Origin of the sequence: Propioniciclava sp. (assembly GCF_029977985.1) — a bacterium.
GTDB lineage: Bacteria > Actinomycetota > Actinomycetes > Propionibacteriales > Propionibacteriaceae > Propioniciclava.
In genome coordinates this window covers 23,968-35,058 of record NZ_JARKOT010000025.1, presented here as the reverse complement: position 1 = coordinate 35,058, position 11,091 = coordinate 23,968, and the positions used below count along the sequence as shown (strand labels likewise).

Genomic DNA, 11,091 nt, shown 5'->3' with positions numbered 1-11,091 from the left:
ACGGTGCGCGACGTGCTGCAGAACCACCTGCTCCAGCCCGTGGCGCTGCTCGCCATGGAGCCCCCCATCTCCGACGACGCCGATGCCTACCGCGACGAGGAGGTCAAGGTGCTGCGGCAGTGCCTGCCCCTCGACCCCGCGACCACCGTGCTCGGCCAGTACGTGGGCTACCTCGACGAGAAGGGCGTGCGCGAGGCGTCCGAGACGGAGACGTTCGTCGCGACCCAGTTGACGATCGACTCGTGGCGCTGGGCGGGCGTGCCCTTCTACCTGCGCGCGGGCAAGTACATGCCCGGGGCGGCGACCGAGGCCGTGGTGGTGCTGCGGCGTCCGCCGCGGATGCTCTTCGCCGGCGCGGACGCGGCGGTGCCCAAGGGCAACCGGTTCCACTTCCGGCTCGGTCACGCCGACGGCGTGACGCTCGCCGTCCAGGCGAAGGTGCCGGGTGCCCGAACCGTGACCCGCGAGGTGGAACTCAACGTCGACTTCGAGCAGGCGCTCGGCGAACGACGGGGAGCCTACGAGCGCCTCCTCGACGACGCGATGAGCGGCGAGCGCCACCGCTTCGCCCGCGAGGACACCATCAACGAGGAGTGGCGCATCGTCGACCGCATCCTCGACCCCGGCGAGCGGCCGGTGCCGTATTACAAGGGCACCTGGGGGCCGACGGACGCCGAGGAACTGCCCGGACCCAACGGCTGGTACGACGTCACGACCCGCTGATCGTTGGCTCGCCCCGCCGCGAGGAGAACGGTCAGGCGTCAGTGTGCCGGGGCTTGGGACACCGCGCCTCCTCGTGACGGACGCGGGGGGCCCGGTCCGGGTGGTGACCGGGGCGCTCGCGGGGGGCTTGGGGGTGGGGTGGCGGTCAAGCGAAGGCCTTCTCCTGCTCGTCGGCGTCCTTGGCCTCCTGCTTGCCGGCGGTGCGGAGTTCGTCGCACACGTACCGCAAGGTAGCGGTGTGGCGGCCGTTCCAGTCGTTGCGGAACCGCTGGGCGTCGTTGCCGACCCACTTGACGCTGTTGAGCTGCGCGGTGATCTGCCTGGCGGCGTCGTCGATCTCGTCGGCCTTGGTGAGCATGAGTCTGCTGAGGTGGCGGACCCCGGCGATGTCCCTTCCGACCATGCCACTCATCAGGGCTGCTCCTTCATTGGTTGGTGATCCCGGCTGGGTCCTTCGTTGACGTCAACCTAGAACGGTCCCCGACAGGTCGCCATGGGGAGCACTCCCCGCCGGCGTGCCGGTCGTGTCGTGGACTGGGCTTGTCTTGGTCGGGGACGTCTGGGCGTACGAAAGCCCTCGCCACGGCACGCGTCCAGGGGGCAGGCCTGTCGACGGAGGTCTTCCGTGTCGCGTCGGCTTGTGCGACGGTGAAGGGCATGACCACGGTCGACCTCACCCACGAACTCGTCGAGCAGATCGACTGGCACTGGCGCACCCAGCTCCGGCCACGGCTGGAGGGGCTGACCGACGACGAGTACTTCTGGGAGCCTGTCGCGGGGACCTGGCACGTGCGCCGCAAGGCGAATTCGACCAGCGAGTTCCAGCCTGGGACCGGCGACTGGACCATCGACTGGGCCTGGCCGGAGCCGGTGCCCGCCCCGGTCACGACGATCGCGTGGCGGCTGTCGCATCTGCTGGTCGGGGTGCTCGGCGCCCGCATCGCCGGTCACTTCGGCGGCGAGCCGCACGACTACCAGACCTACCGGTATCCCGAGACCGCCGCGGACGCCCTCGCCCGCCTCGACGACCTCTACAGGCAGTGGCTGGACGGCGTGAACAGCTGGTCGGCGGCCGACCTCGCGGTGCCGGTGGGCGACCGGGAGCCCGCCGCGTACGCCGACCAGCCGCGCGCCACCCTCGTGCTGCACATCAACCGCGAGCTCATCCATCACGGCGCCGAGATCGCCCTGTTGCGCGACCTCTACGCCCACCGACCGCTCACTGGCTAGGAGGAACGATGCCGAAGACCAACGCCGACGGCAGCGCCAAGCAGTCCGAACTGCCCGGGACGCTCAAGCGCTCGTCGCAGAAGGCCCAGCGCACGTACGCGCACACCTACGACGCCGCCCTGGAGCAGTACGACGACGAGGAGCGTGCCCAGCGCACCGCGTTCGCCTCGCTGAAGCACACCCACGAGAAGGTCGGCGACCACTGGGAGGCCAAGGACGAGCCCGGCCCCTCCGACGCCAGCGCCGAGCAGGGCGGCCTCAACGACCTGCCGTCAGCCGGTGGCGTCGACGCGAACGCCACGAAGGCGCATCTGCTCGACCTGGCCAAGCGCCTCGACGTGAAGGGCCGCTCACGCATGACGAAGGCCGAACTCGTCGAGGCGCTACAGAAGGCCAACGAGCGGGCTACCCGGCGGGCGACCGGCTGACGCAACGGCCTGCTCGGATGCCGCCGAGCCGGGGTCGCTCCAACTCCCAAGGCCAGCGGGTCGCGGCCGTCAGCGGATGAAGCCTCCCTCGGTGTTGAGGACTTGGCCGGTCACCCAGCGGCCCTCCTCCGAGACCAGCCACCCGATGAGGCGGGCCGGGTCGTCCGGCTGGCCCCAACGCCCGAGTGGGAAGCGGTCGGCGAGGGCGTCCCTCATCTCTTCGGTGACGTAGGAGGCGGAGTCGACCGGGCCCGGATTCACCGCGTTCACCGTGATGCCACGGGGTGCCAGCTCGTGCGCGATCGTCTTGGTGATGCCGGCCAGAGCAGCCTTGGACGCCGCGTAGGCGACCTCGTTCGGCATGGGGCCCAGGTCCTGGCCGGAGGTGAGGAAGACGATGCGGCCACCGCCGCGGCCGTCGTGCTGCGCCGCGAATTCGCGTGCCAGCAGCAGTGATGCGCGCGCGTTCACCGCCCAGTGCGCGTCGAGCAGCGCCGCGGTCTGGTCCAGCAAGGGCCCGTCGCTCCCGGATCGGGCGTGGTTGCACACGAGCACGCTGAGGGGCCCGAGATGCTCGCGGGCGAACGCGACGACGCGGGCCGGGGCGTCCGGGTCGGCCAGATCGGCCCCCACGTCGACGAGCTGCCGGCCGGGCTGCAGTGCCTCCCGGATGCCATCGAGGACCGAGGGCAGCGAGTCGGCTCCCCATGGCTGGTCGGCGTCGTGGGGCGCGAAGTGGGTCACGGCCAGGTCGCAGCCCGCTGCGGCGAGCCGGCGGGCGATGGCGAACCCGATGCCGCCACGGCGGGAGACGCCGGTGATCAGGGCTGAGCGTGGCTCCATGCGGCCAAGGCTAGGGCGCTGGCGGGCGCGCGAGCAGGTCCGCCACCGCGGCGACCACGATCTCCGGTTCGGACAAGGGAACCAGATGCCCGGACGCCGTCGCCGCCACGAACGCTGCCCCCGGGTGCGCGGCGACGCTCGCGCGGTGGGCGGCGTTGAGGTGGGCGCGCGTGCCGGCGTCCCAGCGGCTCGTGCGGGTGCCCGAGATCAACCGCACGGGCAGGTCGGCCAGGGGTAACGTGTGCTCGCGCAGGCGGCGCAGGGCCGGGACGATCCAGCGGTCCTCGGCGGTGGTGGCCCGGGCGGCTGCTGGCGTCGTACTGGCCGTCACGGCGGCGTCCAACACGTCGGGGGGCAGCCCGCGGAGCATCCGCCGCACCGTGGGGGCGAGCAGGCCGAGCCGCGCCAGTGGTTCGAGCGTGGCCGCCTGCACCGCGCTCTGCCACGCGACGAGCCGGCCGAAGTAGAGGTCGGCGTGCTCGTCGGCGGGGTCGACGAGCACGAGGCCGTCCACCCGCTCCCCGCGGGCCAGCCGCTGGGCCGCGACGAGGCGCACCACCGGGCCGCCCCAGCTGTGGCCCACGAGCACCAGCCGTTCGTGGGGGAAGGCGTCGATGACGCAGGTGAGGTCGGACGCCAGCCGTTCCAGCCGTCGCGGGGCGGCGTCCGAGGTGCTCGTGCCGAGCCCCGCGCGGTCATAGGCGACGACGCGCCCCTGCGTGGCGAGTTCGCGCATGATCGGCAGCCACGTCCAGCCGCTCATGCCCAGACCCGCCTCGAACACGACGAGCGCGGGGCCCGAGCCGAGGGTGAGCGCGGCCAACGAGCGGCCGTCGGAGGTCGTGATGCTCGTCTCCATGGCACCACCATGGCATCACGACCGACCCCAATTCGCCTGACCTCCCGATTGGGACATCCCAACTACGCGCACGTGCACGCAGTTGGGATGTCTCAATCGGGAGGTCAGTCAGTGCGCCGAGCGTGGGCGTAGCGTGGAGGTCGGCGAGGGAGGCGGTTGTGACGCATCGAGCGGGCAGGTTGCTGGGAAGGGTGGCAGCGCTGGCCGCGGTCGCGGCGCGGACGGTGGTGTGGCTGGCGCAGGGCGAGCACCTCACCCTGGGGGCGACCCCACAGGAGCGGACGGGCGTCCTGCCCGGTGACGACCTGGTCCCGAACGCGAGCACGGTGCCACCCGGGGCATCTCGATCGACGCCCCCGCCGAGGCCGTCTGGCCGTGGGTGGCCCAGTTGGGCCAGGACCAGGGGGGCTTCTACAGCATCGCCTGGTTGGAGAACCTCGTCGGCTGCCGCATCACCAACGCCGACCGCATCGTTGCCGCCTGGCAGGACCCGCACGTCGGCGACCGCTTCCCCCTGCACCCCGACATGGTGCTCCGCATCGCCCAGGTCGACGCGCCGCACGCGCTCGTCGTCGCCCCGCCGGGACCGGGTGAGGCGGGGCGGTTCGAGCAACCGTTCGAGTTCAGTTGGGCCTTCGTCATCCGCGAGCGACCGGACGCCGCCGGCGTCCGTCTGGTCGCCCGCGAGCGTTACCGACCGACGTCGGCGGCCGGGGCGGCGTCGGTCGTCGTGGGTGGCCTGGTCAGCACGCTGATGACGTCAGCGATGCTGGCCGGCATCCGTGAACGGGTGGGACGGGAGGCGTCCGCAGCATGAGGCGCGTGTGGTCCTGGGTGCGGGACCACGACCTCGTGGCCTTCCCGGTGCTCGCCTTCGGCTTGGGCTGGCTGTTCTACGTGCCGGCCATGGTGCTGATCTCTGGGCGTCCGGAGCGGTTCGGGTGGCTGATCTTCTTCCAGACGCCGGGGGCGGGCATGGCGCTCGTCGCGGGCTGGATCGTCCGGCACGCGCGAGGCGGGGCGGCGGAGGTCGCCGACGGCTGGCGGCGCTACCTCGACGCGAAGGGGCACCCCTGGTGGTGGTGGGCCGCGGCGGTCGCTTTGGTGCCGTCGCTGGCCGTGGCGGCCGGGCTGGTGCGCGGCTCGTTCGGCGACGGGGTGGCGCAGATGTGGGGGCAGATCGGCTGGTTCACCCTGCTCGCGCTCGTGCCGATCGGGGCGATGCAACTCATCAGCAGCCCGCTGCTCGAGGAGTACGGCTGGCGCGGGTTCTGGCAGCCGCGGCTGCAGCACCGGTGGGCGGCCCTGCCAGCGTCGGTGCTCGTGGGGGTGCTGTGGGGCGTCCACCACCTGCCGATCGCGCTGGCGGTCGGCGCCGACCCGTGGACAACGGTCGTCGGCGCCGTCGGCCCGTCGGTGCTGGCGGCGTGGCTGCTGAACGCGGGCCGCGGGTCGATGGTCGGACCGATGCTGCTGCATGCAGGCCTGAACCTCGCCATGGCCATGCTCGCCCCGGCCGGCTGGGCCTTCCCCGTGGCGATGCTCGTCGCCGCAGCGGTGGTGGCGGTGGTCGCCGGACCCGTGCAGTTGGGTGGACGGCCCCGAGTCAGCCTCGCGCCGACCCCAGCACGCCGCGCACCCGACGCCGGCTCATGATCGAGAACAGGCAGGCCGCGGACAGGAGCGATCCCACCGAGACCACCGAAGCGACCGAGAACACCGACGCGCACGACCCGATGGACCCGATCGACAACACCGACCCCACCGACCCGATCGACAACACCGACCCGCGCGAGCAGATCGACAACACCGAGTCCGTGGAGCGGTAACTCCAGCGCGAGCGCGCTTCTGACTGGCAGGGCATGAGCCCCATTGTGGCGCGTGAGCCTGCGGCGCGGGGAGGGAATACCCGGACGCCACCCGGAGTTGAGTCTGGTGTACTCAACCTCGCAGGTGAGTCTGCTAGGCTCAACCGCGAAGTCCCCACGAACAACCGGAGGTAACCCACCATGGCCCGTGCAGTCGGTATCGACCTCGGCACCACGAACTCTGTTGTCGCCGTCCTCGAGGGCGGCGAGCCCACTGTCATCCCCAACGCCGAGGGCTCGCGTACGACGCCGTCGGTCGTTGCTTTCACCAAGACCGGTGAGGTCCTGGTCGGCGAGGTCGCGAAGCGGCAGGCCGTCACCAACGTCGACCGCACCATCCGCTCGGTCAAGCGCCACATGGGCACGAACTGGTCCGTCGACATCGATGGCAAGAAGTACACGCCGCAGGAGATCTCGGCGCGTGTGCTCATGAAGCTCAAGCGGGACGCCGAGGCCTACCTCGGCGAGTCGGTCACCAACGCGGTCATCACCGTGCCGGCGTACTTCGGCGACGCCGAGCGCCAGGCCACCAAGGAGGCCGGAGAGATTGCGGGCCTCAAGGTCGACCGCATCATCAACGAGCCCACCGCGGCCGCGCTCGCCTACGGCCTCGACAAGGGCGACGTCGAGCAGACCGTCCTCGTCTTCGACCTCGGTGGCGGCACCTTCGACGTGTCGCTGCTGGACATCGCCGACGGCGTGTTCGAGGTGAAAGCCACCAAGGGCGACAACCGCCTCGGCGGCGACGACTGGGACCAGCGCGTCGTCGACTGGATGGTCACGCAGTTCAAGAACGCCAACGGCGTCGACCTCTCCAAGGACAAGATGGCCCGCCAGCGCCTCCAGGAGGCCGCCGAGCGCGCCAAGATCGAGCTCAGCTCGGCGCAGGAGACCTCCATCAACCTGCCGTACATCACGGCCGGCGCCGAAGGCCCGCTGCACCTCGACCTCAAGCTCACCCGTGCCGAGTTCCAGCGCCTCACCCAGGATCTGCTCGACCGCTGCCGCGCGCCGTTCAACAACGTCATCAAGGACGCCAACACGTCGGTCGACAAGATCGACCACGTGCTGCTCGTCGGCGGCTCGACCCGCATGCCGGCCGTCGTCGACCTGGTGAAGGAGCTGACCGGCGGCAAGGAGCCCAACAAGGGCGTCAACCCGGACGAGGTCGTCGCGCTCGGCGCGAGCCTGCAGGCCGGCGTCCTGAAGGGCGAGGTCAAGGACGTGCTCCTGCTCGACGTGACCCCGCTGAGCCTCGGCATCGAGACCAAGGGCGGCGTCATGACGCGCATCATCGAGCGCAACACCACTATCCCGACCAAGCGCTCCGAGATCTTCACGACGGCCGAAGACAACCAGCCGTCGGTGATGATCCAGGTCTACCAGGGCGAGCGCGACTTCGCCCGCGACAACAAGTCGCTCGGCAACTTCGAGCTGACGGGCCTCATGCCCGCCCCGCGCGGCATCCCGCAGATCGAGGTCACGTTCGACATCGACGCCAACGGCATCGTGCACGTGTCGGCGAAGGACATGGCGACCGGCAAGAACCAGTCCATGACCGTCACCGGCGGCTCGGCCCTCGGCAAGGACGACATCGACCGCATGATGAAGGACGCCGAGGCTCACGCTGAGGAGGACCGCAAGCGCCGCGAGGCCGTCGAGATGCGCAACGAGGCCGACAACCTCGCCTTCCGCACGGAGAAGCTGCTCAGCGAGAACGCGGAGACGCTCACCGACGATGTGAAGGCGCCGGTCCAGGAGTCGCTCGACAAGCTGAAGGAGGCCCTCAAGGGCACGGGCAACGACGACGAGGTGAAGGCCGCCATGGACGACCTCAACACCAAGGCGTCGGCGATGGGTCAGGCGATGTACGCCGCCGCGCAGGCCGCCCAGCAGCAGGCGCAGCCCGACGACCAGGCCTACACGTCGGAGGACAACGCGGACGCCTCGGCCTCCGCCGGCGATGACGACGTCGTGGACGCCGAGATCGTCGACGAGGACAACGGCAACAAGTGAGGTGAGTCGTCTCGACATGCTCGGCCGGCGAAGGCTCGCTGGTCGAGCTGTCGAGACCTGTCTGACCGGCCACCTAGGCTAAGCGATGAGTAGCCCCCTGAGGTAGAGCAAAGAGGAGTGACGTGAGCGACAACCACGAGGATAACCCCGACTTCGTGCCCGACGGCGAGGCCGGCGGGGACGGCCCCGAGGAGCCCCTCTTCGCCGTGCCCGACGATGCCTCGGCGCTGGACGTCGACTCTCCGGTCGAGGTGCCGACGGAGCCGACGGCGGCCGAGCGGGCGTCGTCCGGAAAGACGGACGAAGCAGCGAGCGACTGGGAGAAGCTGGCGGCCGAGCGCACGGCCGACCTGCAGCGGCTCCACGCCGAATACGTGAACTACAAGCGGCGCGTCGACCGCGATCGCGACGTGGCCCGGCAGAAGGGCATCGAGGCGGTCGTCAACGACCTGTTGCCGGTGCTCGACTCGATCCACGCCGCCAAGCAGCACGACGAGCTGGCGGGCGGGTTCAAGCTCGTCGCCGACGAGATCGACAAGGTGGCGGCCAAGTACGGGCTGACCACGTTCGGCGAGGTAGGCGACGCGTTCGATCCGCACCTGCACGAAGCCCTGATGCACGTGCCCTTCGAGGGTGAGACCGACGTGACCGTGGTGTCCGCGGTGATGCAGAAGGGTGCGAAGCTGAACGACCGCGTCATCCGGCCCGCCCGCGTGGGCGTGGCCGACCCCGCCTGAGCACTAGGAAGGAGGCGCCATGAGCACCAAGGACTGGCTCGAGAAGGACTACTACAAGATCCTCGGCGTCTCCAAGGACGCCAAGCCCGAGGAGATCAAGAAGGCGTTCAGGAAGCTGGCCCGGGAAAACCATCCCGACGCCAACCCCGGCAACGCCGCCGCCGAGAAGAAGTTCAAGGAGATCTCCGAGGCCAACTCGGTGCTGTCCGATCCGAAGAAGCGCAAGGAGTACGACGAACAGCGCAGCCTGTTCGGGGGCGGCGGGTTCCGCTTCCCCGGGGCGGGCGGGGGGCGTCCGGGCGGCGGCTACGGCGGCGCGGGCGGCGTCAACATGGACGACCTGTTCCGCAACGCCACCGGCGGAGACACCAACATCTCCGACCTGTTCGGCAACCTCTTCGGCGGCACGACGACCCGCCGCACCGGCGGCGTCCGGAACCCGCGTCGGGGCACGGACATCGAGGGTGAGGCGACGATCGACTTCAACCAGGCGGTCGAGGGCACGACGGTGCAGATGCAGACGGTGTCGGACGCCCCGTGTGCCGCCTGCCGCGGCACGGGCGCGAAGTCGGGGACCGTGCCGAAGGTGTGTTCGACCTGCCAGGGCTCGGGCATGAAAGCCACGCAGTCGGCCGGTGGGTTCGCGATGGCCGAGCCATGCCCCGATTGCCGCGGCCGCGGGCTTGTGGTCGAGGATCCGTGCCCTGAGTGCGGCGGTTCGGGACGAGGACGGTCGACGAACACGATGCAGGTGCGCATCCCGGCGGGCGTGAACGACGGGCAGCGGATCCGGATCAAGGGGAAGGGCGGCGCCGGAGAGAACGGCGGCGCGGCCGGCGATCTGTACGTGCTGGTGAATGTGCGGTCGCACCCCGTGTTCGGGCGCAAGGGCAACAACCTGACGCTCGAAGCGCCCATCACGTTCACCGAGGCCGCGCTGGGGGCGGAGATCGAGGTGCCGACACTGAACGGCCCCCGCGTGCGCCTGCGCGTGCCCGCCGGGACGCCCAACGGGCGCACCTTCCGCGTGCGTGGCAAGGGCATTCGCAAGTCGGACGGCTCCTACGGCGACCTGCTCGTGACGGTGGCTGTCCAAGTGCCGCAGCACCTGAGCGCCGATGCGAAGAGCGCGCTGGAGGCGTACGAGGCGGCGTCCGGTGCGGGTGATCCGCGGGCGTCGCTGTTCGCGAGCTGACGGGCCGAAGGGGGAGGGGATGACCGAGCACCTGCCGGCGACGATGGATGCCGACGCGCCCATCCTTACCGTGACCGTGGCGGCCCGGCTGGCCGACATGCACCCCCAGACGCTGCGCGGCTACGACCGGCTCGGGCTGGTCGTGCCACGCCGCTCTCGAGGTGGACGCCGCTACTCGCTGCGCGACGTCGCGAAGTTGCGGCACATCCAGCACCTGTCGCAGGACGAGGGGATCAACCTCGAGGGCATCCGCCGGATCCTGGAGTTGGAGGCTCGCCTCGATGAGGCGCAGAGCCAGTTGGGGCACCTGCTCGAACTGCTCGCCGAACGCGAAGCGACCCCCGCGACGCGCTTGTTCACCGCCGGGTCAGCCGGGCAAGTCCACTTGGGGCGGACATATCGTTCCCGGTCCCCGCGGCCGCTGACCGCGGGTCGCTGATCCGGCGCGATCGGGGGCGGTCTCCGTGGGAGCCGCTCGTCGGACGCCGTTGGTTGCGGCCAACCCGTGCCACGGTATGACCTTGGCCCGCACTGGTGGGGAGTGCTCCCTATGGCGTCTGGGGTGGAGTCGCTTTTAGGTTGGGGTCATCGAAAGAGCCCACCCGGGATCATCAACCAACAAGCGAAGGAGCACCCTCTGATGAGTGGCATGGTCGGAATGGAGATCGCTGGCGTTCGCCAGCTCAGCAAGCTCATGCTCACCGAGGCCGACGAGATCGACAATGCGGCCAAGCAGATCACCAAGCAGCTGAACAGTGTGAAGTGGGTCGGTAACGATGCGCAGCGGTTCCGCAACGACTGGAACGGTCGGCACGCGGCGGCGTTGCGGAATGTGTGTGATGAGCTCCGCACGGCGGGTAAGCAGGCTGCCAAGGACGCCGATGAGCAGGAGAAGGCCTCCGCCTGACCCCCACACCCCATCCTGCTGGAGCGTCTCGGTCACCACCCCGACCGGGGCGCTCCCCTGTGTGCGGGTGGGGTTGCTTCACGGCCTGCCCTGGGACTCCCCCGGGAGCATCCACGCCGTTTAGGTGCAGATACGCCGCGCAGACGCGGCGTATCTGCACCTAAGCGGCGTCCGGGCGGACCGAACCGGCGTTTCTGCACCGAACCGGCGTCTGGGGCAGGCCCGAGCCGGCGTTTCTGCGCCCAACCGGCGTCTGGGGCAGGCCGAACCGGCGCCCCTGCACCG

The 11,091-nt window shown here is 70.4% G+C and carries 13 protein-coding genes and 1 pseudogene; 11 read left to right on the top strand and 3 right to left on the bottom strand.

Translation table 11 applies throughout. The annotated features are described in order from the left end of the window. Positions 1–723: pseudogene (locus Q1K57_RS02245) on the top strand (glucose-6-phosphate dehydrogenase); the annotation flags it as partial. A gap of 145 nt (positions 724–868) precedes the next feature. Here Q1K57_RS02245 and Q1K57_RS02240 read toward each other — a convergent pair. After that, a complete protein-coding gene (locus Q1K57_RS02240; protein WP_300078544.1) occupies positions 869–1,135 on the bottom strand; it encodes a hypothetical protein in 267 nt (88 codons plus the stop codon). Between the two features lie 245 nt (positions 1,136–1,380). On the opposite strand from Q1K57_RS02240, the gene Q1K57_RS02235 reads away from it, so the two are divergent. After that, entirely contained in the window at positions 1,381–1,953 is a 573-nt protein-coding gene (locus Q1K57_RS02235; RefSeq protein WP_300078542.1) for a DinB family protein, read from the top strand. Between the two features lie 8 nt (positions 1,954–1,961). Beyond that, positions 1,962–2,381 carry a ChaB family protein gene (locus Q1K57_RS02230; protein ID WP_300078539.1) on the top strand — a complete coding sequence of 140 codons (420 nt, stop codon included), beginning with the start codon at positions 1,962–1,964 and terminating at the stop codon, positions 2,379–2,381. Between the two features lie 69 nt (positions 2,382–2,450). Here Q1K57_RS02230 and Q1K57_RS02225 read toward each other — a convergent pair whose 3' ends face one another. Next, positions 2,451–3,224: an SDR family oxidoreductase gene (locus Q1K57_RS02225; protein WP_300078537.1), complete on the bottom strand. Its 774-nt coding sequence runs from the start codon at positions 3,222–3,224 to the stop codon at positions 2,451–2,453. A 10-nt stretch (positions 3,225–3,234) separates the two neighbouring features. Continuing rightward, positions 3,235–4,083, bottom strand: coding sequence for an alpha/beta hydrolase (locus Q1K57_RS02220; protein ID WP_300078535.1), 849 nt, complete (start codon positions 4,081–4,083; stop codon positions 3,235–3,237). 388 nt (positions 4,084–4,471) lie between these two features. Here Q1K57_RS02220 and Q1K57_RS02215 point away from each other — a divergent pair, with 388 nt between their 5' ends. From Q1K57_RS02215 to Q1K57_RS02180, 8 genes are all read left to right on the top strand, one after another. Then, complete coding sequence (locus tag Q1K57_RS02215) at positions 4,472–4,900, top strand: hypothetical protein (RefSeq protein ID WP_300078533.1); 429 nt, start codon at positions 4,472–4,474, stop codon at positions 4,898–4,900. Further along, positions 4,897–5,739 (top strand): CPBP family intramembrane glutamic endopeptidase, encoded by an 843-nt coding sequence (locus Q1K57_RS02210; protein ID WP_300078530.1) that lies wholly within the window; start codon positions 4,897–4,899, stop codon positions 5,737–5,739. Before Q1K57_RS02215 ends, Q1K57_RS02210 begins: the two co-directional genes overlap by 4 nt. After that, a complete protein-coding gene (locus tag Q1K57_RS02205) occupies positions 5,736–5,912 on the top strand; it encodes a hypothetical protein (protein ID WP_300078528.1) in 177 nt (58 codons plus the stop codon). The genes Q1K57_RS02210 and Q1K57_RS02205 overlap by 4 nt, the downstream gene beginning before the upstream one ends. Positions 5,913–6,092: 180 nt before the next feature. Next, positions 6,093–7,967, top strand: coding sequence for a molecular chaperone DnaK (dnaK, locus tag Q1K57_RS02200; RefSeq protein WP_300078525.1), 1,875 nt, complete (start codon positions 6,093–6,095; stop codon positions 7,965–7,967). Between the two features lie 122 nt (positions 7,968–8,089). After that, a complete protein-coding gene (grpE, locus tag Q1K57_RS02195; protein WP_366525320.1) occupies positions 8,090–8,704 on the top strand; it encodes a nucleotide exchange factor GrpE in 615 nt (204 codons plus the stop codon). A 19-nt stretch (positions 8,705–8,723) separates the two neighbouring features. Further along, a complete protein-coding gene (gene dnaJ / locus Q1K57_RS02190) occupies positions 8,724–9,899 on the top strand; it encodes a molecular chaperone DnaJ (protein ID WP_300078523.1) in 1,176 nt (391 codons plus the stop codon). 19 nt (positions 9,900–9,918) lie between these two features. Continuing rightward, complete coding sequence (locus tag Q1K57_RS02185) at positions 9,919–10,338, top strand: MerR family transcriptional regulator (RefSeq protein ID WP_300078520.1); 420 nt, start codon at positions 9,919–9,921, stop codon at positions 10,336–10,338. 201 nt (positions 10,339–10,539) lie between these two features. Further along, on the top strand, positions 10,540–10,806 hold the full coding sequence (locus Q1K57_RS02180; protein ID WP_300078518.1) for a hypothetical protein: 267 nt from the start codon (positions 10,540–10,542) through the stop codon (positions 10,804–10,806). Positions 10,807–11,091 lie beyond the last annotated feature (285 nt).